We start from the raw sequence: 25,397 nt of genomic DNA on the forward strand, positions 1-25,397 counted from the left end.
GCGCCACCAGCCCCGGTGAGCGCCGTCCGGATCCCCAGAACCACCCGGAGGAATCTTCACCATGCCCGACACCAAGTACGTCCTTGCCATCGACCAGGGCACCACGAGCTCCCGCGCCATCGTCTTCGACCACTCCGGCCAGATCGTCGAGACCGGGCAGATCGAGCACGAGCAGATCTTCCCCCGCGCCGGCTGGGTGGAGCACAACGCGGAGGAGATCTGGAAGAACACCCGCGAGGTGGTGGGCCTCGCCCTCACCCGCGCCAACCTCACCTACAAGGACCTCGCCGCGGTCGGCATCACCAACCAGCGCGAGACGGCGGTCGTCTGGGACCGGACCACGGGCAAGCCCGTCTACAACGCGATCGTCTGGCAGGACACCCGCACGCAGAAGATCGCCGACGAGCTGGGGGCGCTCGGGGGCGGCGCCGACCGGTACAAGGACAAGGTCGGCCTGCCGCTGGCCACCTACTTCTCGGGCCCGAAGGTCAAGTGGATCCTCGACAACGTCGAGGGCGCCCGGGAGAAGGCCGAGGCCGGCCAGCTGGCGTTCGGCAACACCGACTCGTGGGTGCTGTGGAACATGACCGGCGGGGTCGACGGCGGCGTGCACGTCACCGACCCGACCAACGCGTCGCGGACCATGCTGATGAACCTCGACACGCTGACGTGGAACGAGGACATCGCCAACGACATGACCATCCCGCTGTCGATGCTCCCCGAGATCCGGTCGTCCTCCGAGGTCTACGGGGTCGGCCGCGAGGGCGGCATGGTCCCGGGCGTCCCGATCGCCGGCATCCTCGGCGACCAGCAGGCGGCCACCTTTGGGCAGGCGTGCTTCGAGGTCGGCATGGCCAAGAACACCTACGGCACCGGCAACTTCATGCTCATCAACACGGGCACGACGCCGGTCCCGTCGAAGAACGGCCTGCTGACGACGGTCTGCTACAAGATCGGCGACCAGCCGACCGTGTACGCGCTCGAGGGCTCGATCGCCGTGAGCGGCTCGCTCGTGCAGTGGCTGCGCGACAACCTCGGCATCATCTCCTCGGCACCCGAGATCGAGGAGCTGGCCAAGACCGTCGACGACAACGGCGGCGCGTACTTCGTGCCGGCGTTCTCGGGCCTGTTCGCGCCGTACTGGCGGTCCGACGCCCGCGGCGCCCTCGTCGGGCTCACGCGGTACGTCAACAAGGGCCACATCGCCCGGGCCGCGCTCGAGGCGACGGCGTTCCAGACCCGCGAGGTCCTGGACGCCATGAATGCCGACTCGGGCGTCGACCTGACCGAGCTCAAGGTGGACGGCGGCATGGTCCAGGACGAGCTGCTCATGCAGTTCCAGGCGGACATCCTCGGCGTCGCCGTGGTCCGGCCGAAGGTCGCGGAGACCACCGCCCTGGGCGCTGCCTATGCGGCCGGCATCGCCGTCGGGTTCTGGAACGGCGAGCAGGACGTCATCGACAACTGGGCCGAGGACAAGCGTTGGGAGCCGGCGATGGCCGACGACGAGCGCGACCGGCAGTACCGGAACTGGAAGAAGGCCGTCACCAAGACCTTCGACTGGGTCGACGACGACGTGAGCTGACGTCCGATCGACGGGCGAGGGCCGGGGTGCGACGAGGCGCCCCGGCCCTCGTCGCGTCAGTCGTCGGCGGGAGCGGCGTGCACGCCGTGCGCCGCGTGGGTGCCGTGGTGGGCGTCGTCGGGCACCTGGTCGACCGGCGCGGCGGCCGCGTGCGAGCCGGCCTGGTCCAGCGCTGCCCCCTCGATGTCCACGTTCGGGATGATCCTGTCCAGCCAGCGAGGCAGCCACCAGGCCGACGCGCCCAGCAGGGTCATGGCGGCCGGGATCATGGTCATCCGGACCACGAGGGCGTCGAAGAGGATGCCGATGGCCAGCGCGAACGCGATCGGGCCGATCTGCGCCGAGCCGCTGAACACGAAGCTCGAGAACACCGAGATCATGATCAGCGCCGCGGCCAGCACCACGCGGGCGCCGTGGGCGAAGCCGAGCCGGACCGAGGTCGTCGGATCGGCGCCGTGCACGTGCTCCTCGCGCATCCGGGACACCAGGAACACCTGGTAGTCCATGGCCAGCCCGAACAGCACGCCCACCAGCAGGATCGGCAGGAAGCTCAGCAGCGGACCCGTCGAGTCGACGTTGAACACCGACGACAGCCAGCCCCACTGGAACACGGCGGTCGTCGCCCCGAACGCGGCGGCGATCGTCAGCAGGAAGCCGAGCACGGCGGTGACCGGGACCAGCAGCGACCGGAACGCGACCAGCAGCAGCACGATCGCGAGCCCGACGACGATGAGCAGGAACAGCGGGAACGCGGCGGCCAGCTTCTCCGTGATGTCGATGTTGGCGGCGGACGCACCGGTCACCCAGAGCTGGGTGCCGGTGCTCTCCTCGAGCGCCGGGCGGGCGTCGCGGATCGCGTGCACCAGGTCGGCGGTCTCCTCCGAGTCCGGCGCGCCGGTCGGGATGACGACGACGAGCGCGGCCTTGGCCCCCTCGCTGGCGCCAGGCGCGGCGATGGGCGCCGCGTAGGCGACGTCCGGGAGGGCGGAGACCGTCGCGGTCACGGACTCGACGGCCGCGGGCAGCGCGGACGGGTCCTCCTGCGCGTCGACGAGCACGACGAGCGGGCCGTTGAAGCCGGGGCCGAATCCCTCGGCGAGCATCTCGAACGCGCGGCGGTCGCCCGAGCCCTCGGGCTCGCGGCCCGCGTCGGGCAGGCCGAGCCGCAGGCTCAGGGCCGGGATCGCGATCGTGAGCAGGAGCGCAGCGCCGAGGACCAGCGTGATGATCGGGTGCGTCGTGACGAACGCACCCCAGCGGTTGCGCGCCTCGCGGGAGTGCTCGGCCTGCCGCATCGCGCGACCCTTCGGCCGCAGGCGCTCGCCGGCGAAGCCCATGAGGGCGGGGAGCAGCGTGACGGCGACGAGCACGGCGATGACGACGGTCGCGGCGGCGGCGAGGCCCATGGCGGCGAGGAACGGGATGCCCGTGATCGTCAGGGCGGCGAGGGCGATGACCACGGTCGTGCCGGCGAACACGACCGCGCTGCCGGCGGTGCCGACGGCGTGCCCCGCCGACTGCAGCGGGTCCATCCCGTCGGCCAGCTGCTGGCGATGCCGAGACAGGAGGAAGAGGGCGTAGTCGATGCCGACGGCGAGGCCGAGCATGAGCGCGAGCGTCAGGGTCGACGACGAGATGTCGGTGATCCCGGACAGCGACAGCACACCGGCGACGCCGATGCCGACGCCCAGCAGGGCTGTGAGGATCGGCATGCCGGCCGCGAGGAGCGACCCGAACGTCACCACGAGCACCACGAGGGCGACGACGAGTCCGAGGGCCTCGGTCGGACCGGCCAGCTTGAGCGGCTCGGTGAACGGGCCACCCGCCAGCGCCACCTCGTAGCCGTCGGCCTCGAGGCTCGACTTTGCGGTCTCGAGGGTGTCGGTCGTGGCCGTCGGGACGTCATCGGCCGCGACCGTGAACTGTACGTCGACGTACATGACGCTGCCGTCGGGGGCGACGGCCTGGCTGGACACCGGGTCGGACATGCCGGCGACGTCCTCAGCGTCGGCCACGGGCGCCAACGCGGTCATGACGTCCTGGATGCCGGTGCCGGTGAGGAACGACTCGCCCTCGGGCGCAGCGACGACGACGCGGGAGCTCGCCGGCTTTGTCGAGTCCTGCGCGTCCGCCGCGTTGTTGCCGCCGACGCCCGCGGCCTGGGTGCCCAGCCGCTCGGCGACGAGCGCCTGCGCGCGGTCGGACTCGGTGCCCGGGATCGAGAACGTGTTCGACAGGTGGAGCCCGGACGCAACCGCGCCGAGCCCCGCGGCGGTCAGGATCACCAGCCAGGTGATCAGCACGATCCAACGGTGCCGGTAGCTTCCCCGGCCCAGACGGTCCAGCACGCGTGCCATGTTCACTCCTTGGTCGACCGGTGCAGGTTACCCGACGAGTGTTGGTTATACGTCGGTGGCAAGATGGGGTGCGTGACCATCCAGGACGAGGGCGCCCGCGTCGACCCCCGGGTCCTGCGCACGCGCCGCCTGCTCCAGGATGCCCTGCTGGCACTCGCCAGGGAACGCAGTCTCGACGAGATCACCGTCGCCGACGTCGCCGACCGCGCGACCGTGAACCGGAGCACGTTCTACCAGCACTACCCCGACACTGACACGCTGCTGGCGGACGCGCTCGACGCGCAGGCCGCGCTCGTCGGCGCGGACCTCACCCAGATCCATCCCGGTGCGGCGGCCGACGACGCCCCGGACGTGCTGGTCCGGTACGCCTCCCACGTCGCCGAGAACGTCGCCCTCTACCGCTGCGCGCTGGGCGAGCACGGCTCGCCCGTCGCGGTGGCCCGCCTGCGCCGGCGCATCGAGGCGCTCGCGCTCGAGGGCCTCCAGCTGCACGGCTCCCCTCCCGCGCTCGCCTCCCTGCCCCGGCCGATCGCCGCGGCCGCGCTGGCGGGGTCCGTCATCGGGGTCCTCGTCGCGTGGCTGGATCGCGATCCGCTCCCCCCGGCCCACGACGCCGCGTCCTGGGCGTGGTCGGCGGTCAGCGGCTGGCCCCCGGAGCGCTGACCGCGCCGCTCGCCCCCATCGGTAGCGTCCGCAGATTCGCGCGTCCCGACGACCGAAAGTGCGGACGCAACGCGGACGGACTCGCAACGTCCGCAGATTCGCGGGTCCCGACGACCGGATGTGCGGACGTCGCTGGTTCGTGGAGGGTCAGCTGAAGTAGGCGCCGCCGTTGATGTCGAGAACCGTGCCCGTGACGAACGCCGCGCCGTCCGAGGCGAGGTACACGACGGCTTCGGCGATGTCGTCGGCGGCGCCCGCCCGGTTCAGTGGCGACGCGGCCACCGCGGCCCGCTGTGCCGGCTCGGGCGTGTGCGCCGCGTGCAGGGGGGTGCCGGCGACGAAGCCGGGCGCGACGACGTTCACGGTGATCCGCCGCGGCCCGAGCTCGCGGGCCAACGCCCGGCTGAATCCCTCGAGGGCAGCCTTCGCGGTCGAGTACGCGACCATCCCGGTGCCGCCGCCGCTGCGGGCCGCCTGCGCGCCGACGGTGATGATCCGGCCCCCGTCGGGCATGACCGCGAGCGCGGCCCGGGTGACGTAGAACGCCGACGACAGGTTGAGGTCGAGCACGCCGTGCCAGTGGGCGTCGTCCATCGCCGCGACGTTGCGGCGCTCGACGGGACCACCCACGTTGTTGACCAGGATGTCGATGCCGCCGCCGAGCGCGCCCGCCGCGTCGCTGATCGCCTTGTCCACGTCCCAGCTGCGCCGGGCGTCCACCTGGAACGACGCCGCGATGTGGCCCTCGCCCTTGATCTCGGCGACGACGTCGGTGGGGTCGTGCGACAGGTACGTGATCGCCACGTCGGCACCCGCCCGGGCCAGCGCGAGCGCGGCTGCGCGCCCGATCCCCGAGGCTCCGCCCGTGACGAGCGCGCGACGGCCGGTGAGCGCTTGCTCCACCTTCTCAACCTCCTGTGGCTGGGCGTTGTGCGCACCGTACGGGAGCGGTTCGCCCTGCTCAACACCGGGATGTCCGAATCATCCGGATGCAGGCATGTCGTCGGCGCCCGGTAACGTCCTGCCCCATGCGTCTGGCCACCTGGAACATCAACTCGATCCGTGCCCGCACCGACCGCGCGGTCGCCTTCCTGGAGCGGACGGGCGTCGAGGTCCTGGCCCTGCAGGAGACCAAGGTCAAGGACGAGCAGTTCCCGCGGGAGGCGTTCGAGGCGCTCGGCTACGAGGTGGCCACCAGCGGGTTCTCCCAGTGGAACGGCGTCGCCATCGTCAGCAAGGTCGGCATCGAGGACGTCGAGGTCGGGTTCCCGGGCATGCCGACGTGGGGCGACCCCGCGGCGGCGGAGGCCCGGGCGCTCGGCGCCACGTGCGGCGGCGTGCGGGTGTGGAGCCTGTACGTGCCGAACGGGCGTGAGGTCGACGACCCGCACTACGCCTACAAGCTCGACTGGCTCGGTCGGCTGCGCGACGCCGCTGCGGGCTGGCTGGCCGCCGACGCCGAGGCGCAGGTGGCCCTCGTCGGCGACTGGAACATCGCGCCGCTCGACACCGACGTGTGGGACATCAACTTCTTCGCCGGGCGCACGCACGTGACGCCGGCCGAGCGCGACGCCTTCACCGCGATCGGGGGCGCCGGGTACACCGAGGTGTCGCGCGTGCACATCCCGGCCGAGCACACCTACACGTACTGGGACTACCAGCAGCTGCGGTTCCCCCGGAACGAGGGCATGCGCATCGACCTCACCTACGCGACGCCCGCGCTGGCCGCCCGCGTGACCGGCGTGACCATCGAGCGCAACGAGCGCAAGGGCAAGGCACCGTCCGACCACGTGCCGGTCGTGCTCGAGATCGCCGACTGACGGCCCCGGGCGCTCTCGGGTGATGTCGGTGGAAAGACCGGTCGGCGCGGGGGCGCCGTGGGCTAGGTTGCGCGCATGAGCAACGAGCCTGGGGGGCCGGCTCCGGTTCCCGACCCCTACGCCGTCCCCGCGCCGGCCGCCTCCCCGGTTCCGCCGAGCGGMTCGCAGCCGGCGGCCGGCGGCCAGGCGCCGGTGCCGCCGTACGGCGCGCAGGTCCCGCCCGCGCAGCCCGGTCCGTACGGCCCTCCCGCGCCCGACCCGTACGGTGCTCCCGCAGCCGGTCCGTACGGCGCTCCGGCGCCCGGTCCGTACGGCGCTCCGGCGCCCGGTCCGTATGGTGCTCCCCAGCCTGCCGCGCCCGCGTACGGCGCGCCCGAGTACGGAGCCCCTCAGTACGGCGCGCCCCAGTTCGGGGCGCCTCAGTACGGCGCACCTCCGTACGGCGCGGCGCAGTACGGGGCGCCCGGCTACGACCAGCCGCAACCTCCGTACGGCACACAGCTCTACGGCTACGGCCAGCCGTACGTCACGCCGCCCACCGAGGGCATGGCCATCGCCTCGTTCGTCACCAGCACCGCCGGGCTGCTCTTCCTCGGCGGTCTGCCTGGCCCGGTCGGTCTCGGGCTCGGCATCGCGGCGCTGCGCCGCATCAGGGTCTCCGGCAAGGCGGGCCGCGGGTGGGCCATCGCGGGCATCATCATCGGCGCCGTCGGGATCCTGTGGCTGCTCGCGATCGTCGCCTACATCGTCGTCGTCGCGCTGGTCCTCGGGAGCGCCATCAGCTCGTCGGGCGGCTGGGACGAGGTCCAGCAGGGGATCGACGAGGGCACGGACGGGTCGACGGGGACGGACGGCGGCTCCCAGCTTCCCGACTTCACGCTGCGCACCGACCTGACCACGGGCACGTGCCTGACCACCTACGCGGCGACGTACGACATGAGCGACACCGAGCCCGTCGGCTGCGAGGTCCCCCACGACGCCGAGGTCGTCGGGCTGATCCCGATGTCCGCCCCGGTGAGCCTGGATGCCGAGGACGAGAACGACCCGGCGTACTGGGACGCCTGGGACGCCTGCGACCAGCTCACCGAGGGACTGCTGCCCGACTACTTCTCGTCCGGCGACGTCAGCCTGTACTACCCCCACCCGGACGACTTCGCCGCCGGCAGCACGGACGCGTACTGCGTCTACTACGGCGACGAGCCCGGCATGACCGGGTCGGCGACGGCCGGGACGCTCCAGCTGTCCGGCGCGGGGACGGCATCCTGAGCAGTAGCAGCCAGGCCTACTCCTACCCCGAGCCGCACTACGCGCCCGGGTGGGTCCCCCCGCGCCCGCCGCTCGAGCCGACGGCCGTCTGGTCGCTGGTCACCGGCCTGCTCGGGCTCGGGCCGGTCGCGCTGGTGCTGGCCGCCGTCGCCCTGCGCAGGATCCGTGCCCGGCACACGCGCGGCCGCGGTCTGGCGATCGCGGGCGGGGTGCTCGGGGTCCTCGGGACGGTAGCCCTGGCCGCCGTCGGCACGGTCCTCGTGCTCACCTCGATGGCCACCCGCCCTCTGCCCGCCGACGTGCCCGCGACCCGGAGCGCGCACGCGCAGCAGCTGGTGACGGGCAACTGCCTCTCGGACATCCCCGGCAACGGCCCGGTGGACTCGGTCCGCGTGGTCCCGTGCGCCGATCCGCACGTGGCGCAGGTGATCACCGAGTACCGGTTCGCCGACGACGCCGTGTGGCCCGGTCAGCAATCGGCCGACGCCCGCGTCGCGCGCGCGTGCGTGCTCGACGACGCGGAGGTCACCGGCGGGGTCCGGACCGTGACGTGGTCGCCGACCGAGCGCTCGTGGGCCGACGGCGACCGCCTCGGCTTGTGCCTGGCCGTCGTCGACGGCGGGAAGGTCACGGGCTCGTTCCTCGACGGGACCGCGACGCTCCCCTGACCCGACCCGACACTTACCACGCGGTAGGAATTGGGTTATGGTGGCGGACGACGAACCCCGCCGAGGAAGGTGCCCCGCAATGTCGCAGGTCTTCGATGTCGAACGCGTGCTGGCTCAGCTGACCCTGGAGGAGAAGGCGTCGCTGACGTCCGGCTCCGACTTCTGGCACACGCAGGGCGTCGAGCGCGCCGGGGTGCCCGCCGTCATGGTGACCGACGGCCCGCACGGCCTGCGCAAGCAGGCGGAGGACGCCGACCACCTCGGCCTCGGCAACTCGGTGCCGGCCACGTGCTTCCCCACCGCCGCCGCGCTCGGCTCGTCGTGGGACGTCGACCTGGTCACCCGCGTCGGCGAGGCGCTCGGACGGGAGACCCGCGCCAACGACGTCGCCGTGCTGCTGGGCCCGGGCGTCAACATCAAGCGCACCCCGCTCGGCGGCCGCAATTTCGAGTACGTCTCGGAGGACCCGGTGGTCGCGGGCGAGGTGGCCACGGCGATCGTCCGCGGCATCCAGAGCCAGGGCGTCGGCACATCGCTCAAGCACTTCGCGGCCAACAACCAGGAGTCCGACCGCATGCGCGTCTCGGCCGAGGTGGACGAGCGCACCCTGCGCGAGATCTACCTGCCGGCGTTCGAGCGCGTGGTGAAGAACGCGCAGCCGTGGACCGTGATGTGCGCGTACAACAAGGTCAACGGCACGTACGCGTCGCAGAACCACTGGCTGCTCACCGAGATCCTGCGTGACGAGTGGGCCTTCGAGGGCCTCGTCGTCTCCGACTGGGGCGCCGTGCACGACCGCGTGCCCGCGCTGGCCGCAGGGCTCGACCTGCAGATGCCCGCCGCGGGTCCGCGTCCCGACGAGGAGGTCGTGGCCGCCGTCCGCGCAGGCTCGCTCGACGAGGCCGTGCTCGACGTCGCCGCGCGCCGGGTGCTCGACCTCATCGCCAAGGCGCTGCCCGGCATCGAGGCGGACGACTCCTTCGACGTCGACACCCACCACGAGCTCGCTCGCGAGGCCGCCGCCGCGGGGTCCGTGCTGCTGAAGAACGACGGTGGTCTCCTGCCGCTGGCCTCGACCGACGGCGTCGCGGTGATCGGCGAGTTCGCCCGCACGCCGCGCTACCAGGGCGCCGGCTCGTCGCAGGTGAACCCGACGCGGCTCGACGTCCCGCTCGACGCGCTGCGGGCGGCCGGGGGTGCCTTCCCGTTCGCGGCCGGCTTCACCATCGCGGGCGGGCCGGACGGTTCCGACGACGACCTCCTGGTCGAGGCCGTGGACGTGGCACGCGCCGCGCAGACTGTCGTGGTGTTCCTCGGCCTGCCCGGCCCCGACGAGTCCGAGGGCTACGACCGCCCCCGCCTCGGCCTGCCCGACAACCAGGTCGCGGTCCTGCGCGCGATCGCCGAGGTCAACCCCCGGGTGGTCGTCGTGCTCGCCAACGGCTCGGCCGTCAGTGTCACCGGCTGGCGGGACCTCGCCCCGGCGATCCTCGAGACGTGGCTCGGCGGTCAGGCGGGCGGCTCGGCCGTCGCCGACCTCCTGCTCGGCGTCCGCAGCCCGTCCGGCAAGCTCACCGAGACGATCCCCCACCGCCTCGAGGACACCCCGGCGTTCGGCAACTTCCCCGGCGAGGCCGGCGTCGTCCGCTACGGCGAGGGCGTGCTCGTCGGCTACCGCTGGTACGACACCCGCGCCATGGACGTCGCCTACCCGTTCGGGCACGGCTTGTCGTACACGACGTTCGCCTACGGGGACGTGACGGCCACGGCCGACGGGACCGACGTCACCGTGACCGCGACCGTCACGAACACCGGTTCGGTTGCCGGTGCCGAGGTGGTCCAGGTCTACGTCGGCGACCCGCAGGCCGCCGTGCTGCGCCCCACGCGCGAGCTCAAGGCGTTCGCCAAGGTCGCCCTCGAGCCCGGGGAGTCGCGCGAGGTCACGTTCTCCCTGACCGGCCGCGACCTCTCGTACTGGCACCCCGGCCTGCACCGCTGGGTGGTCGAGGGCGGCGAGTTCGTGATCGAGGTCGGGGCGTCGTCCCGCGACATCCGCGGGTCCGTCACGCTGGACGTCGAGGGCGAGCCGCTCTGGGGCGAGCTGACGCCGATGTCGACCATCGAGGAGTGGTTCGCGCACCCCGTCGGCGGACCGCTGCTCCAGGCCGCGCTGGTGCCGCCCGCCGACATGGGCCCGCTCGACGACACCATGCAGGCGATGATCATGCAGATGCCGGCCAAGGTGATCGCCGACTTCGGGCTGGGCGGCTTCGACCGCGAGGCGCTCGACATCCTCGTCGCCAAGGTCGCCGCGGGCTGACCCCCCGAGACCGTCGCGTCGCCGCGAGAACGGCACCGCACAGTGCCGTTCTCGCGGCGATCTGCCGTTCTCAACCCTGGGACACTCGCTCCATGGACCTCGACGCGGTGCTCGTAGGGCTGGACGCGGCCGGGGTCTGGCTCGATCCCGGGCTGACCGACGACGAGGTCGCGGACGTCGAGCGCCGGTTCGGGTTCACGTTCTGCGCCGACCACCGCGCGCTGCTCACGCTCGCGGTGCCCATCGGCGACGGCTGGCCGGACTGGCTGGACGACGACGAGGCGCCGCTGCGCGACCGGTTGGCCTGGCCCGTCGACGGGGTCGTGCACGACGTCCTGCACGCCGACTTCTGGCCGGCGTCCTGGGGACCCCGGCCCGACGACGAGCGCGAGGCGGCGGCCCGTCGATACCTCGAGCGGGTCCCGACGATGGTCCCGGTGTACTCGCACCGCTTCCTGCCCAGTGCCCCGGCCCCCTCGGGGACGCCGGTCTTCTCGATCTACGGGACGGACGTCATCCACTACGGCTCCGACCTCGCCGACTACCTCGCCCGCGAGTTCCTCCACCGGTCCTCACCGGTCCCGACGCAGGACGGGTCACGCCGCGTCCCGTTCTGGTCCGACCTCGTCGACGGCATCGACCCGGCGCAGATGTGAGCCGCTGAGCTCAGCCGCTCGGTCGAGCCCCGCACCTGCAGCCCACCAGCTCGTGACTCCGAGTCGACCTCGTGAGCTGCAACCGGCGAGCTCGACTCGGAGTCACGAGCTCGGCGCCGGCCTCAGTCCGTGAGCAGCGCCGTGAACTGGGCGCGCAGCGCGGTCGCCATGTCGGGCCGGCTGTCCGGGGTGTCGGCGGTGAGCAGCCACTGGATCTGCATGCCGTCCATCGCCGCGACGGTGAGGCGGGCGGCGGTCAGCGGGTCGATCCCGGGCCGGAGCTTCCCCAGGTCGCGCCAGCGCTCGAACTCGGTCGCGGTCAGGGCGAGCACCCGGCGGTAGCGGTCCTGGAAGTACGCGTGCGCCGGGTGGTCGGGGGACGTGGCCTCGGCGGACAGCGTCGCGAACAGCTCGACGATGCCCGGGCGGGCGGCGTTGCGCTCGATGAGCAGCGACATGCTGTCGAAGTAGTCGTGGCCCGCGGCGACGTCGGCCGCGAACAGCGCCTCGTCGATCTCGTCGCGACGCGTCAGGACGGCCTCGAGCAGCGCCGCCTTGCTCGGGAAGTGGTGCAGCAGCCCGGGGTGGGAGATGCCGACGCGGGAGGCCACCTCGCGCAGTGACGCGGTGTGGTACCCGACCTCGCCGAACAGCTGCATGGCCGCGTCGAGGATCTCCTCGCGCGTCGCGCGCCCCTTGGCGTAGCCGCCCGAGCGCGGGGACGACGGCGTCGATGCGGTCGTGACCTCGGTCGTCATGGCGACAGGATCGCACGACGGCGCCAATTCCGACCAGATGGTAACTTCCTTCCTTACCCGGTGGTCGGGATTCAAGGACGCTCCAACCCCGGCGCGATGGCACCTGCCATCCTGGCCGCCGGTACCACCCTGCCGATGGGTGAGTACCCACGTGGTACCTGTTCGGCGCGTCGTCGCGCTGGCGGGCGCCCTGCTCGTCTACCGGATCAAGGGAGTGCGCTGAGCATGACGAGGACGAACGAGACGCTGGCTTACCAGGACCCGTCCAGGACGGTCGCCGAGCGCGTCGAGGATCTGCTCGGCCGCATGACGCTCGAGGAGAAGGCCGGCCAGCTCTTCCAGCACATGATCACGGCCGGGCCCCTGGAGGAGAGCGACCCGATCTTCGGCCTGCCATCGGCGCAGGAGTACGTCCACGGCAAGCACATGACGCACTGGAACCTGCTGGGTGTGCCGGGCAGCGCTCGCGAGATCGCCGAGTGGCACAACCGCCTCCAGGCCCTGCTGGAGACGACGCGCCTCGGCATCCCCGCGACGATCGCCACCGACCCCCGCCATGCGTTCACCGACAACCCCGGGACGGCGCTGCTGTCCGGCCCGTTCTCGCAGTGGCCGGAGACGCTGGGCCTGGCGGCGACGCGCGACGAGGCGCTCACGGAGCAGCACGCCGACATCGCGCGGCAGGAGTACCTGGCCGTGGGCCTGCGCACCGCGCTGCACCCGCAGGTCGACCTGGCCACCGAGCCGCGCTGGGCCCGCGCCAACGGCACGTTCGGCGAGGACGGCGAGCTGACCGGCCGCATGGGTGCCGCGTACGTGCGCGGCTTCCAGGGTCCCGACTTCGGGGTGGACAGCGTCTCGACGATGACCAAGCACTTCCCCGGCGGTGGCCCGCAGAAGGACGGCGAGGACCCGCACTTCGCCTACGGCCGCGAGCAGGTCTATCCGGGCGGCCGGTTCGCCGAGCACCTCGAGCCGTTCAAGGCGCTGCTGGCCGCCGGGACGCGGCAGATGATGCCGTACTACGGCATGCCGGTCGGGCTGCCGGGGATCCCCGAGGTCGGGTTCGGCTTCAACAAGCCGATCCTGGACCTCCTGCGGGAGGACCTCGGCTTCGACGGCATCATCTGCACCGACTGGGGCCTGGTGTCCGACGCCGAGGTGTTCGGGCAGCCGTTCCCGGCGCGCGCATGGGGCGTCGAGCACCTGTCCGTCGAGGACCGCGTGGCGTTGATCCTCGAGGCCGGCGCCGACCAGCTGGGCGGCGAGTTCTGCCCGGAGGTCGTGGTGTCGCTGGTGCGTTCCGGACAGGTCTCCGAGGACCGCATCGACCAGTCGGTCCGCCGGCTCCTGCGGGAGAAGTTCCTGCTCGGGCTCTTCGACGAGCGCCGGTACGTGGACGTCGAGGCGGCATCGGCCATCGTCGGCAACGACGACTTCCGCGCGGCCGGGATCGCGGCCCAGTCCGCCGCGGTGACCGTCCTGACCAACGACGGCATCCTCCCCCTCGCGCCCGGCCTGCGGATCTACGCCGAGGGTTTCGACGGCACCGTCGACGACCCCGCCGACGCCGACGTCGCGATCCTGCGGCTCAGGGCGCCCTACGAGCAGCGCGGGCCCGGGTTCGAGGCCTTCTTCCACGCCGGCTCGCTGGACTTCCCCGCCGACGAGATCGCGCGGATCACCGCAATCGCGTCGGTGGTGCCGACGATCCTCGACGTCTACCTCGACCGGCCCGCGATCCTCACGCCGCTGGTGGAGACGGCCGCGGCGGTCGTCGTGAACTTCGGTGCCGGCGACGGCCCGCTGCTCGACGCGCTCGCCGGGGCGGCCCGCGGAAGGCTGCCGTTCGACCTCCCCCGGTCGATGGCCGCGGTCGAGGCGTCCCGCGAGGACGTCCCCTTCGACACCGCCGACCCGCTGTTCCGGTTCGGGCACGGGCTGACGGTCTGACGTCCGCGATGGGTAGTGTCCGCACATGCACCGCCGCGTCGACCTCGCCCCGGTCGAGCTCCTCGAGGACGACGAGCTCGAGCCGCAGGACGACGCCGCGCCCACCCGCACGAGGCGCCGGTGGTGGCTGCTCGCGGTCCCCGTCGCGGTCGTCGGGCTCGCGCTCGGCACGCAGCAGCTGATCGACGCCCGAGAGCGCGCCGCCGACGCGCGGATAGCAGCGCTGCCCGGCGTCATCGAGCCGGTCGGCGGCCGGCTCGAGACCGTCTGGCAGAGCGACCCCGGCACCGGTGCCCTCGCGTGGGGCGGGGTCGCGCACGACGCCCTGCACGGCGTGCTCGTCGGCCCCGACGGCTCGCTCACCTACACGGCGCTCGACCTCGAGACGGGGGCCCGGGCGTGGTCGACCACGCTGCGCGGCCCCGACCCGGCGTTGACCGACCCGCTGAACGGCACGACGACCGGCTGCCGGACCACCGCGCACGACCGTGCGGTCTGCCTGGTGACCGACGGCTACCAGCGCTTCTCCGACACCGCCGACGACACCGGTCGACCGGCCACGCAGGCGCACGTCGTCGTGCTCGATCTGGCCGACGGACGCGTGCTGGCCGACCACCCGGTCGCCCCGGTGGACACGCTCGCCGTCCTGCCCGACCTGGTGGCCACGGCGGAGGTCGACGACCAGCAGCGGCTCGTCGTGGTCGCCCGCGACCCGATGACCGGCGACGAGCTCTGGCGCTTCCGCGACGACCAGCCATGGCGGGACAGGGGCGACGGCCCGGCGGCCCTGGGCGAGGCCGGGGACGTGATCGTCGTCTACAACCGGCCCAGCGGCCCGCTCGTCCTGACCGCCGACGGCGATCGGCTCGAGCCGGACGAGAGCACCGACACGTGGGCGACCACCCCGGAGGGGTGGCTCACGTGGTCGCGTCCGAACCCCGACGGCGGCGACAAGCTGGTGCACGTGCTGCGCCCCGGCGAGCCGCCGCTCGAGGTCACCGGCGACCTGCTGCGCCGGACCGTCGACGACGGCAGCGTGCCCGGCCTCGAGGTGACCACCGGCATCACGACCCGCGGGTGGGACGGGCGCACCGGCAAGCAGCTCTGGCAGGCGGACGTCGTCGTGGCCAGGAACGCGGGCGACCAGGTGATGGTGCTGCAAGGGCGGGTCTATCTGCCGACGGTCGACGCCGTGGTCGCCCTGGACGGGCGCGACGGGACCGTCGTGTGGAGCACCCCCCGCTCGCCGTCGACGACGGGCGGGGAGCTGCTCACCGACGGACGCCACCTGCTCCTGGTGCAGTCACCTCTCGACCCCTCCGGCACCGGCGACCTCCTGGTCATGGACCGGCGCAACGGCACCGCCCTGCGCCGCACCCCGCTGCCTGCCGGCACCACGTCCGCGTTCGTCGCCGGCCACCGGCTCATCAGCGGGCAGGGCACGCAGGTCGTCGGGATCGGCTGAAGCACCACCACGACCGCTTGGCTGGGACATGGGAGGCCCGACTCCTAGATGCGAGGAGTCGGGTCTCCGTGGAGCTCTTGAGCCTGGCGTCAGCGACGTGCTCGACCTGGCGCAGTCGGCCGCGCACCCAGAAGCAGCCTTCGCCTGGCCCTGGAACGCTCACGACCGCGAAACGCGCGTCGGCTGGGGGAATCTTCTGTCGAGACGCCGCCACCACTGCCCGGCGCTCCCTTGGCCACCCGCTCAACGCGGGTAATTTCGCTCTCTAGCCGCTCGACCATGCGGCGGAGGCCTTCGACTTCCGCTGCGACCTCAATCGCGCCCTGGAGTTCCTCAACGGTCGTTGCTGCTTGCCATTCCGCTCCATCCAAGCGAGCATTCAGATTGGCTAGTTCGGTCCTCGTCTCCGCGAGCTCGGCGATTGCACCGGAGAGCTCGGCACCGTGACGGTTCGCCCGCCTCACCAAGTCGCCCACATGTCCAGCGACATCGGTCACGCGTGAGCGAACATCGTCGATCGCATTGGCCGAGGTCCCCAACGCTTGTCGCAACTCATCCAAGGCTGCGACTTGCCGAACTCGATCGCTGACGACGCTGAGCGATGTGGCACCGCGCTCCGCGTCGACCACGATGGTGTCGCCGTCGTGGACCTGCCCGGAGAGCAGCTGGCGGGCCAGCCGGTCGCCGATCTCGCGCTGCACCAGCCTCCGCAACGGCCGCGCGCCGTAGGCCGGGTCGTACCCCTCGAGCGCGAGCCACTCGCGCGCGGCGGGCGAGACCTCGAGCGTCAGCCGGCGGTCCGTCAGTCGACGGGCCAGCAGCGCCACCTGCAGGTCCACGATGTGCCCGATCTCGTCGAGCGACAGCGGGTCGAACAGCACCACGTCGTCGAGCCGGTTGAGGAACTCGGGCTTGAACGAGGTGCGGACCGCGGACATGACCGCGTCACGCTTCTCGTCGTCGGAGAGCAGAGGGTCCACCAGGTACTGCGAGCCGAGGTTGGACGTGAGCACCAGGATCACGTTGCGGAAGTCGACGGTGCGCCCCTGGCCGTCCGTGAGCCGGCCGTCGTCGAGGACCTGCAGCAGCACGTCGAACACCTCGGGGTGCGCCTTCTCCACCTCGTCGAGCAGCACCACGGAGTACGGCCGGCGACGGACGGCCTCGGTGAGCTGCCCGCCCTCCTCGTACCCGACGTACCCGGGAGGGGCGCCGACGAGCCGGGCCACCGAGTGCTTCTCGGCGTACTCCGACATGTCGATGCGCACCATGGCGCGCTCGTCGTCGAACAGGAAGTCCGCGAGCGCCTTGGCCAGCTCGGTCTTGCCGACGCCGGTCGGCCCGAGGAACAGGAAGCTGCCCGTCGGGCGGTCGGGGTCGGAGATGCCGGCCCGGGCGCGTCGGACGGCGTCGGACACGGCGGCGACGGCGGGACGCTGGCCGATGAGCCGCTCCCCGAGGACCTCCTCCATGCGCAGCAGCTTGGCGGTCTCCCCCTCGAGCAGCCGCCCGGCGGGGATGCCGGTCCACTGCGCGACCACCTCGGCGACCTCGTCGGGACCGACCTTCTCGGCGATCATCGGCGGGCCGTCGGGTGCGACGTCGGCCGACGCCTCCTCGGCCTCGGCGACTGAGATCTGCTCCTGCAGCGCGGGGATCTCGCCGTACAGGATGCGCGCGGCCTTCTCGTTCTCGCCCTCGCGCAGCAGCCGCTCGGCGTCCGTGCGCAGCGTGTCGAGCCGCGCCTTGAGGTCGCCGACCAGGTTGTGCCCGGCCTTCTCCTTCTCCCACCGTGCGGTGAGCGATGCGAGGTCCTCGCGCCGGTCGGCCAGGTCCTTGCGGAGGCGCTCCAGCCGCTCGGCCGAGGCGGGGTCGTCGGACTCCGAGAGCACGACCTCCTCCATCTCGAGCCGGGTCACGGCGCGCTGCAGCTCGTCGATCTCGATGGGCGAGCTGTCCAGCTCCATGCGCAGGCGGGACGCGGCCTCGTCGACCAGGTCGATGGCCTTGTCGGGCAGCTGCCGGCCGGTGATGTACCGGTCGGACAGGGTCGCGGCGGCCACCAGCGCGGAGTCGGCGATGGTCACCTTGTGGTGCGCCTCGTAGCGCTCCTTGAGCCCGCGCAGGATGGCGACGGTGTCCGCCACCGACGGCTCGCCGACGAACACCTGCTGGAACCGCCGCTCGAGCGCCGGGTCCTTCTCGATGCGCTCGCGGTACTCGTCGAGGGTCGTGGCACCCACCAGGCGCAGCTCGCCGCGCGCCAGCATGGGCTTGAGCATGTTGCCCGCGTCCATGGCGCCCTCGGAGCCGGCACCCGCGCCGACGACCGTGTGCAGCTCGTCGATGAAGGTCACGACCTCCCCGTTCGAGCCGGTGATCTCGGCCAGCACGGCCTTGAGCCGCTCCTCGAACTCGCCGCGGTACTTGGCGCCCGCGACCATCGCGGCCAGGTCGAGCGCGACCAGCTTCTTGCCGCGCAGGGACTCGGGCACGTCGCCGGCGACGATCCGCTGTGCGAGGCCCTCGACGACAGCGGTCTTGCCGACGCCGGGCTCGCCGATGAGCACGGGGTTGTTCTTGGTGCGCCGGGACAGCACCTGCACCACGCGGCGGATCTCTGCGTCGCGGCCGATGACCGGGTCGAGCTTGCCCTCGCGCGCCCGCTGCGTCAGGTCGAGGCCGTACTGCTCGAGCGCCTTGTACGTGCCCTCCGGGTTGGGCGTCGTCACGCGAGCGGAGCCCCGGACGGCCGGCAGCGCGGCCGCGAGCGCCTCGCGCGACGCCCCCTGGGCGCGCAGCGCGTCGGCCACGCCGGACTGGCCGGTGGCGAGGCCGAGCAGCAGGTGCTCGGTGGAGACGTAGTCGTCACCCAGCGAGCGGGCCTCGGACGAGGCGGCCTCGAGCGACGTCGCCAGGGCGCGCGAGGCGGTCGGCTGGGCCACGGCGGTCCCGCTCGCCGTCGGCAGGCTGACGAGCATGCCGCGCACGGTGCGGCCGAGCGTCGCGCGGTCGGCGCCGACCGCGTCGAGCAGCCCGTTGGCCACCCCACCCTCCTGCTGCAGCAGCGCGCTGAGCACGTGGGCGGGCTCGAGCTGGGGGTTGCCGGCGGCCGAAGCCTGCTGGATGGCGTCGCCCAGGGCCTCCTGGGACCGGGTGGTGAACTTGGCGTCCACGTGACCTCCTGTGTGTCGTGTCTGCTCTTGGCAACGACGTTCAGACTTGAGTCTATTCCGCTCAAGTCTGTTCACCCCGCCCGAGCAGCGACACCATGGCACGATCACGCCATGAGCGACGACGTCCCGGACGTGCTGGGCCCCGGTTGGACCTCCCGGACCCTCCCGCTGCGGCCCGACGGCGGCACCCCGGACCCGGTCGCCACCCTGGTCCACCGCGTCGGCTCCCCCAGCCGACGCGCGCTCCTGTACGTCCATGGGTTCGTCGACTACTTCTTCCACACCGGCTTCGGCGACGCCCTCGCGGCGCACGGTTACGACGTGTACGCGCTCGACCTGCGCGACTACGGGCGCTCCATCCGCGACGGCCGCCCGGCCAACTACGTCACGCACCTCGGCACGTTCGCCGAGGAGATCGACGCCGCCATCCGCGTGATCCGGGAGGACCACGACGAGGTCGTCCTGCTCGGCCACTCGATGGGCGGCCTGGTCACGTCGCTGTGGGCCGACTCCCGCCGGGGTGAGGGACTCATCGACGCCCTCGTGCTCAACAGCCCGTGGCTGGACCTGCGCGGCTCGCGGCTCGAGCGCACGGTGCTCACGGGCGCGCTGGATGTCGTCGGCAAGGTCGCCCCGAGCCTGCCCATCGCCAAGCTCGGCCCGCACTACGGTCGCGCGCTGCACGAGGGCACCGGCGGCGAGTGGGCGTACGAGCTCGACTGGAAGCCGCTCGACGGGTTCCCGGTGCGGGCCGGCTTCATCCGGACCGTCCGCCGCGGGCACAAGCGGGTGGCGCGCGGCCTGGCCATCGACGTGCCCGTCCTGGTCCTGGCCTCCGACGCCTCGGGTCCCGACGACGTCTTCCACGACGCGCTGGTGACCACGGACTCCGTGCTCGACGTCGCGGACATGGCGCGGCTCGCGCCCCACCTCGGCCCCGACGTCACCTTCGTCGAGGTACCCGGCGGCGCGCACGACCTCGCGCTGTCCCCGCTGCCCGCCCGCGAGACGTACGTCGCTGAGGTGCTCGCATTCCTCGACGCTCGGCTGCCGTGACGGGAACCATCGCACGCTGGCGGCTGCGTGGTCTGCGGATCGCCGCCCGGCTGCGGCTCACTCCGATCGGCGCGCTGGTCGAGCGGGGCTACACCGGCTTCGTCGACATCGAGCCGTTCGACCGCGCGATGACCCTCGCGGCGCAGGCCTTCGTCTCGATCGTCCCCGTGATGATCGTGACCGCGGCGCTCCGGCCCAACAAGCAGGACGGGTTCGGCTTCTTCATGGCCGACAGCCTCGGGCTCTCCGAGGCCACGCGCGACACGCTCGCCGGCAGCGTGAGCGCCAGCGCGAGCGTCGGGAGCAGCGTCGGGATCCTCGGCTTCCTGGTGGCGCTCATCAGCGCGACGTCCTACTCCCGGGCCCTCGAGCGCATGTACGCCAAGGTCTGGCAGGTCCGGCGTCCCGGACTGCGGTCGGCGTGGCGCTGGCTGGCCACCGTGCTGGCGGTGGTCCTCGCGGTCGCCCTGATCGAGCTGACGCGGGAGGCCACGGAGGGGATCCCGCTGCCCGCCCTGTGGGACTTCCTCGTGCGGGTCGTGGTGTGGGCCGTCGTGTGGACGTACATCCCCTGGGCGCTGCTGCGCGCCGAGATCCCCGTCCGCGTCCTCGCATTCACCGGCGGCGTGACGTCGCTGCTGCTCGGCCTGCTCAGCCTGGCCGGTCAGCTCTACCTGCCGATCGTCCTGGTGTCGGGCGCCAAGCAGTTCGGCGTGCTGGGCCTGGTGTTCGCCTACATCGGGTGGCTGTTCGCGCTGAGCTTCGCGCTGGTGCTGGCCTGCGTCATCGGTCAGGCGTGCGCGCAGGACGAGGGCGTCCTCGGGCGTCTCGTCCGCGGGCGCGACGACTCCGTGACCTGGCAGACCGTCTGACCCTCAGGCGGGCGCCCGCTCCTCGACCGGGTCGAGCAGCGGCGGGCGGTTGGTCACCAGCAGCCAGGCCGCGAGCGCGGCGAGCAGCAGCCCGATCAGCAGCGACACCTGCGGCACCACCGCGACCGCCATGAAGAGGCTCAGCCACCCGTTGCGCGTGGCGGCGACGATGATCCCGACGACCGCGGCCCCGATCGCCAGGGCCAGCGGGACGGCGTCCCACACGGCGTTGATCGCGAACCCGAGGGCCACCCCGACGAACAGGGTGGGGAAGATGCGCCCGCCGCGGAACCCCGACGTCGCGGCGACCAGCATGGCGAGCAGCTTGATGCCGGCGAGGGCCAGGAACCCCGCCCCGGTGGTCGTCGCGGCCAGCCCGGGCAGCTCCTGCATCTGTGTGAGGCCCTTGAACAGGGTCACCTCGCCGCCGAGCGCGCCCAGCAGGCCCAGCAGAAGGCCGCCGACGGTGAGCATCAGCACCGGGTGGCCGATCCGCAGGAACGCGCGGTGCAGCGGCACGAAGAGGTACACGCCGACCAGCCCGAGCGCCGCAGCCCCGAGGGCGATGAGGACCGAGAAGCCGAGGTCCTCGAGCCCGCCGTACGTGTACGCGGGTGCGGTGACCGCCAGGCTCAAGGACTCCAGCTGCAGCATCGTGAGAGTTCCCGCGGTCGCTGCCACCAGCGGCGCGAAGAGCCGGTCCCACAGCGGGATGCGGCGGTCGCCCGCGTCCAGCTCGGAGAACAGCAGAGCCGCCGCCACGGGCGTGCCGAACATCGCGCCGATGGTGCCCGCGACGGCCATGGCGAGCCACATCGGCGCGTTGACCTTGGGCAGGAACCGCATGCCGAGCGCGACCGCGAGGCCCACGTTGATCCCGATGATCGGGTTCTCCGGGCCGAGGCTCACACCGCTGGCGAGCATGAGCACCAGGGCGAGCGCCAGGCCCGGCAGGACCTTGAGCTTCAGCGGCTCGGCCACCAGCTCGAGGGTCGCGGGGTCGGGGCCGGCGTGGCCGGGGATGTAGCGGACCACCAGCCCGATCGCGAGACCGGCCGCGGTGAGCACGCCGATGATCCACCAGGCCGAGTCCGAGCTCACCCCCACGGCCGCGCTCAGGTCGTCCCACACCCAGTCCTCGACGAGCTTGGCCAGCTTGCTCAGCCCGTAGAGCGTCAACGCGGACACGATGCCGACGATCACGGCCGGTATCGCGAGCTTGAGCAGGTTGCTGACCGGGACGTGGAACGGCGCTGCGGGGGCGGTCGGCTCCGTCATGACGGTGCTCCTTCGTCGGCGGTCGGTACGGCGTCGCGATGGGTGTCGAGGCTCGGGTCCTCGGGCTCGGACAGCGAGAGCATCGCGCCGACGACCGCCGGGGTCCGCGCGATCCGGCGCTCGAGCGACGCGAGCACGTGCGACGCCTCGTCCTCCGCCATGTTGCCCGTGAGGTCGACCGCGCCCGTCAGGTAGACCTGCCGGGCGCCGACGTACTCGAGCCTCAGCTCGGTGACCCGCTCGACCTCCGGCAGCTCGAGCAGCGCCTGCACCGCCGCGGCCTGCAGCTGCGGGTCCACCACCTGCCCCACCAGGAACCGGCGGTTGCGGTCGATGAGCACGATCGCCACGACGCCCAGCAGCACACCGACCAGGATCGAGCCGATCGCGTCGGGCACGGGCGAGCCGGTCGCCTGGTGCAGCCCGATGCCCACGGCCGCGATGACGATGCCGACGAGCGCGGCGGCGTCCTCGAAGAACACCGCGCGGACGGTCGGGTCGGAGGTCTGCAGGATGTGCGCGACGAGGTCCTTGTCCTGCCGCGCGGCCCCCCGCTTGGCCTGCCGCGACGCCTGGAAGAACGAGACGCCCTCGAGCACKAACGACACCGCGAGCACCACGTACGCGACGCCGAAGTCGCCGGCCGGCTCCGGGTTGGACAGCTCGGAGATCCCGTGGGTGATGGAGACGCCCGCGCCGACGGCGAACAGCCCGATGGCGGCGAACAGCGACCACACGTAGACCTCGCGGCCGTGCCCCAGCGGGTGGGTCGGATCGGCCGGCTTGGCCGCCCGGCGCTGCGCGATGAGCAGGAACACCTCGTTGCCGGTGTCCGCCCAGGAGTGCGCGGCCTCCGCGAGCATCGACGCCGACCCCGTCATCGCCGCGGCCACCGACTTCGCGACGGCGATGAGCAGGTTGGCGCCGAACGCGAGGACGACGGTCAGCGCGCTCTCGCTCCCCTCGGGTGCGGGCGACCCGCCGGCGACATCCACGGCCGGCTCGCTCTCGTCGGGAGGTGCGTCGGCCATGAGACGTGACTAGCACACGAGATGTCGCATGTCTCCCATTGCGCCGCATCTGTGCTGGTCCGAGCGCCTGTTGGCACGTCGACGGGCACGGGTGTTGGCTGGCACCATGACCACCCACCGCGCGGCCTGGCCCACCGGTACCCCGGCCTGGGCCGACATCACCGTCCCCGATCTCACGGTCGCCCGCGCCTTCTACGGCCCCCTGCTCGGCTGGGAGTTCGAGGTGGGCGGTCCGGACGTCGGCGGCTACACGCAGGCGTTCGTGGACGGCAGGCGCGTCGTCGGGCTGGGCGAGCCCATGGGCACGGAGCCCGCCCCTCCCCCGGCCTGGTGCGTGTACCTCGCCGCCGACGACCTCGCGGCGGCCGCCGCCGCCATCACCGAGGCGGGCGGGCAGGAGATCGTGCCCGCCATGTCGATCATGGACTTCGGCACCATGGCGATCTTCGTCGACACGGCCGGGGCCGTGTTCGGGGTCTGGCAGCCCGGCTCGCACACCGGCTGGGACGTGGTCGAGGAGCCCGGCGCGGTCGTCTGGTCCGAGGTCATGGTGCACGACCAGCCCGGCGCGCTCGCGTTCTACCAGCGGGTGTTCGGGTACTCCGTCGAGGACCTCAGCGCACCCGGGTTCGAGTACGCGTCGATCTCCCTGGGCGGCGCGCCGCTCGCGGGCGTCGGGGGCTACGGCGCGCAGGCCGGCACGGACGCGCCTGCGGCGTGGACCCTCTACTTCGCGGTCACGGACACCGACGCCTCGGCCGCGCACGTCACCGAGCTCGGCGGGACGGTCGTCAGCCCGCCCACCGACACCCCGTTCGGTCGGATGGCGATCGCGGCCGGGCCGTTCGGCGAGGTGTTCGCGCTCATGGGACCCGTCGTCGGCGGCTGACGTCCGGCCACCTAGGCTGGTCGATCATGAGCCTCCCGTCCGACGCGTTCCGGCACGTCGCCTCGCGGCCCCACGAGCCGCTGCGCACGTTCCACCCGCGCCGCGCACCCCTCGGGCCGGAGCGGGAGGAGGCTCTGCGGGTGCTGTGGCCGCGTCTGGGGTTCTCCGTGCACGACGCGCGCTCCCCGATCCCGCGCGAGGCCGACGGCTCCCTCGACACCGCGTCACTGTTCGGTCGGACCGCCCCGCTGGTGCTCGAGATCGGGTCCGGGATGGGCGAGACGACCGCCGCCATGGCCGCCGCGGACMCGACGCGCGACTACCTGGCCGTCGAGGCCCACCTGCCGGGCGTCGCGAACTTGCTCGGCCTCATCGACCGCGCCGGCCTGACCAACGTCCGGATCGCCCACGGCGACGCCCTCGACCTGGTCCGGACCGTGCTGCCCGACGGCTCGCTCGACGCCGTGCACGTGTTCTTCCCCGACCCCTGGCCCAAGGCGCGGCACCACAAGCGCCGCCTCGTGCAGCCGTCGCACGTCGCCCTGCTGCGCTCCCGCCTGCGCGTCGGGGGCGCCCTGCACTGTGCGACGGACTGGGTCGACTACGCCGAAGCCATGCTCGACGCGCTGACCGCCGATCCCGGGCTCGAGAACACGGCCGACGGGTTTGCGCCGCGACCGTCGGACCGCCCCGTCACCAAGTTCGAGCAGCGCGGGCTGGACCTCGGCCACGAGGTGCGAGATCTCGTCTTCCGGAGGGTCCGATGAGCCTGGACGAACCGACACGCCTCGGGCCGCGCGTGTTCCGGGTCGCCCTCGTCCCGGGCGTCAACCCCGACCGCTGGTTGCGGGTGTGGGCGGAGCGGCTCCGGACCGTACCTGTCGAACTGGTGCACACCGAGCCCGCCGACGCCGCCGACCTCCTGCGGTCCGGCGCCGCCGACGTCGCCCTGCTCCGGCTGCCGGCCACCGGCGACGACCTGTCGGTCATCACGCTCTACACCGAGGCGACCGTCGTCGTCGTGCCGAAGGACCACGTGGTCACCGTCGTCGACGAGATCGACGCGGCGGACCTGGCCGACGAGACCCTCGTCGTCCCGCTCGACGACACGCTGCGCTGGACGGACCCGCCCGGCACGCCCTTCGCCGGCGACCCCGTCCCGACCACCCCGGACGCGATCGAGCTGGTCGCCGCCGGCGTCGGCGTGATCGTCCTGCCCCAGTCGCTCGGACGGCTGCACCAGCGCCGCGGGCTCACCGCGCGGGTGGTGCGCGACGCCCCCGGGTCGGCCGTGGGACTCGCCTGGGTGACCGACCGCTACGACGAGTTCACCGAGGAGTTCATCGGCATCGTCCGCGGCCGCACCGCCACCTCGAGCCGCGGCATCGGCGCCCCGGTCCCGGCCCCCGCCCCGCCGTCGAAGCCTCGCGCCGCGACACCGGCCAAGGGCTCATCCGGCCGGACGAAGGGCAAGCCGAAGCCGAACCCGCGCAAGCCGCGCCCCCGGTGATTGGCGAGAACACCACTGGAGCCGCTCCGACGGTGGAGGACGGATCCGATGTTGTTCTCGGTGTACGTGCCTCG

The 25,397-nt window shown here is 72.6% G+C and carries 19 protein-coding genes and 1 pseudogene; 14 read left to right on the plus strand and 6 right to left on the minus strand.

The genetic code is table 11. The features are described from left to right. The first annotated feature begins 61 nt into the window (after positions 1-61). The gene (gene glpK, locus AC1DYZ_RS01975) at positions 62-1,585 is read left to right on the plus strand and encodes a glycerol kinase GlpK (protein ID WP_477063549.1); all 1,524 of its coding nucleotides are present in this window, start codon (positions 62-64) and stop codon (positions 1,583-1,585) included. 56 nt (positions 1,586-1,641) lie between these two features. Here the strand turns inward: glpK and AC1DYZ_RS01980 are convergent, their stop codons facing one another. Beyond that, positions 1,642-3,942 (minus strand): MMPL family transporter, encoded by a 2,301-nt coding sequence (locus tag AC1DYZ_RS01980; protein ID WP_477063550.1) that lies wholly within the window; start codon positions 3,940-3,942, stop codon positions 1,642-1,644. Between the two features lie 72 nt (positions 3,943-4,014). Here AC1DYZ_RS01980 and AC1DYZ_RS01985 point away from each other — a divergent pair, with 72 nt between their 5' ends. Beyond that, entirely contained in the window at positions 4,015-4,605 is a 591-nt protein-coding gene (locus AC1DYZ_RS01985; RefSeq protein ID WP_477063551.1) for a TetR/AcrR family transcriptional regulator, read from the plus strand. 147 nt (positions 4,606-4,752) lie between these two features. On the opposite strand, the gene AC1DYZ_RS01990 is transcribed toward AC1DYZ_RS01985, so the two are convergent. Continuing rightward, entirely contained in the window at positions 4,753-5,508 is a 756-nt protein-coding gene (locus AC1DYZ_RS01990) for an SDR family NAD(P)-dependent oxidoreductase (RefSeq protein ID WP_477063552.1), read from the minus strand. Between the two features lie 125 nt (positions 5,509-5,633). Here AC1DYZ_RS01990 and AC1DYZ_RS01995 point away from each other — a divergent pair, with 125 nt between their 5' ends. The 5 genes from AC1DYZ_RS01995 to AC1DYZ_RS02015 all read left to right on the plus strand — a co-directional run bounded on the left by AC1DYZ_RS01995 (position 5,634) and on the right by AC1DYZ_RS02015 (position 11,335). Then, positions 5,634-6,425 carry an exodeoxyribonuclease III gene (locus AC1DYZ_RS01995; RefSeq protein WP_477063553.1) on the plus strand — a complete coding sequence of 264 codons (792 nt, stop codon included), beginning with the start codon at positions 5,634-5,636 and terminating at the stop codon, positions 6,423-6,425. Positions 6,426-6,500: 75 nt separating this feature from the next. Further along, positions 6,501-7,691, plus strand: a complete 1,191-nt coding sequence (locus tag AC1DYZ_RS02000) for a DUF4190 domain-containing protein (protein ID WP_477063554.1) — start codon at positions 6,501-6,503, stop codon at positions 7,689-7,691. Positions 7,692-7,786: 95 nt separating this feature from the next. Continuing rightward, complete coding sequence (locus AC1DYZ_RS02005) at positions 7,787-8,359, plus strand: DUF4190 domain-containing protein (RefSeq protein WP_477063679.1); 573 nt, start codon at positions 7,787-7,789, stop codon at positions 8,357-8,359. 79 nt (positions 8,360-8,438) lie between these two features. Further along, on the plus strand, positions 8,439-10,679 hold the full coding sequence (locus tag AC1DYZ_RS02010; RefSeq protein WP_477063555.1) for an aryl-beta-d-glycosidase: 2,241 nt from the start codon (positions 8,439-8,441) through the stop codon (positions 10,677-10,679). Between the two features lie 92 nt (positions 10,680-10,771). Beyond that, complete coding sequence (locus tag AC1DYZ_RS02015; protein ID WP_477063556.1) at positions 10,772-11,335, plus strand: hypothetical protein; 564 nt, start codon at positions 10,772-10,774, stop codon at positions 11,333-11,335. A gap of 122 nt (positions 11,336-11,457) precedes the next feature. On the opposite strand, the gene AC1DYZ_RS02020 is transcribed toward AC1DYZ_RS02015, so the two are convergent. Then, positions 11,458-12,093, minus strand: coding sequence for a TetR/AcrR family transcriptional regulator (locus AC1DYZ_RS02020; RefSeq protein WP_477063557.1), 636 nt, complete (start codon positions 12,091-12,093; stop codon positions 11,458-11,460). 225 nt (positions 12,094-12,318) lie between these two features. On the opposite strand from AC1DYZ_RS02020, the gene AC1DYZ_RS02025 reads away from it, so the two are divergent. Continuing rightward, positions 12,319-14,046 (plus strand): glycoside hydrolase family 3 protein, encoded by a 1,728-nt coding sequence (locus AC1DYZ_RS02025; protein WP_477063558.1) that lies wholly within the window; start codon positions 12,319-12,321, stop codon positions 14,044-14,046. A gap of 25 nt (positions 14,047-14,071) precedes the next feature. Beyond that, a complete protein-coding gene (locus AC1DYZ_RS02030) occupies positions 14,072-15,511 on the plus strand; it encodes an outer membrane protein assembly factor BamB family protein (protein ID WP_477063559.1) in 1,440 nt (479 codons plus the stop codon). A gap of 587 nt (positions 15,512-16,098) precedes the next feature. Here the strand turns inward: AC1DYZ_RS02030 and clpB are convergent. Continuing rightward, positions 16,099-18,687: pseudogene (gene clpB, locus AC1DYZ_RS02035) on the minus strand (ATP-dependent chaperone ClpB); the annotation flags it as partial. Between the two features lie 111 nt (positions 18,688-18,798). Here clpB and AC1DYZ_RS02040 point away from each other — a divergent pair. Both AC1DYZ_RS02040 and AC1DYZ_RS02045 read left to right on the plus strand, forming a co-directional pair. Further along, positions 18,799-19,743 carry an alpha/beta hydrolase gene (locus AC1DYZ_RS02040; protein WP_477063560.1) on the plus strand — a complete coding sequence of 315 codons (945 nt, stop codon included), beginning with the start codon at positions 18,799-18,801 and terminating at the stop codon, positions 19,741-19,743. Beyond that, entirely contained in the window at positions 19,740-20,615 is an 876-nt protein-coding gene (locus AC1DYZ_RS02045) for a hypothetical protein (protein ID WP_477063561.1), read from the plus strand. Before AC1DYZ_RS02040 ends, AC1DYZ_RS02045 begins: the two co-directional genes overlap by 4 nt. A gap of 3 nt (positions 20,616-20,618) precedes the next feature. Here AC1DYZ_RS02045 and AC1DYZ_RS02050 read toward each other — a convergent pair whose 3' ends face one another. Both AC1DYZ_RS02050 and AC1DYZ_RS02055 read right to left on the minus strand, forming a co-directional pair. Then, a complete protein-coding gene (locus AC1DYZ_RS02050) occupies positions 20,619-21,893 on the minus strand; it encodes an ion channel protein (RefSeq protein WP_477063562.1) in 1,275 nt (424 codons plus the stop codon). Beyond that, positions 21,890-22,924 (minus strand): cation diffusion facilitator family transporter, encoded by a 1,035-nt coding sequence (locus AC1DYZ_RS02055; protein WP_477063563.1) that lies wholly within the window; start codon positions 22,922-22,924, stop codon positions 21,890-21,892. The genes AC1DYZ_RS02050 and AC1DYZ_RS02055 overlap by 4 nt, the downstream gene beginning before the upstream one ends. Positions 22,925-23,030: 106 nt before the next feature. Here AC1DYZ_RS02055 and AC1DYZ_RS02060 point away from each other — a divergent pair, with 106 nt between their 5' ends. From AC1DYZ_RS02060 to AC1DYZ_RS02070, 3 genes are read left to right on the plus strand one after another with little or no spacing between them, the layout of a single operon-like run. Next, the gene (locus AC1DYZ_RS02060; RefSeq protein ID WP_477063564.1) at positions 23,031-23,813 is read left to right on the plus strand and encodes a VOC family protein; all 783 of its coding nucleotides are present in this window, start codon (positions 23,031-23,033) and stop codon (positions 23,811-23,813) included. A gap of 26 nt (positions 23,814-23,839) precedes the next feature. Continuing rightward, positions 23,840-24,580 carry a tRNA (guanosine(46)-N7)-methyltransferase TrmB gene (trmB, locus tag AC1DYZ_RS02065; RefSeq protein WP_477063565.1) on the plus strand — a complete coding sequence of 247 codons (741 nt, stop codon included), beginning with the start codon at positions 23,840-23,842 and terminating at the stop codon, positions 24,578-24,580. Further along, positions 24,577-25,323 carry a LysR substrate-binding domain-containing protein gene (locus AC1DYZ_RS02070; RefSeq protein WP_477063566.1) on the plus strand — a complete coding sequence of 249 codons (747 nt, stop codon included), beginning with the start codon at positions 24,577-24,579 and terminating at the stop codon, positions 25,321-25,323. Before trmB ends, AC1DYZ_RS02070 begins: the two co-directional genes overlap by 4 nt. The last annotated feature ends 74 nt before the right edge of the window (positions 25,324-25,397 follow it).

The organism is Cellulomonas sp. P1_C4, from assembly GCF_056406355.1.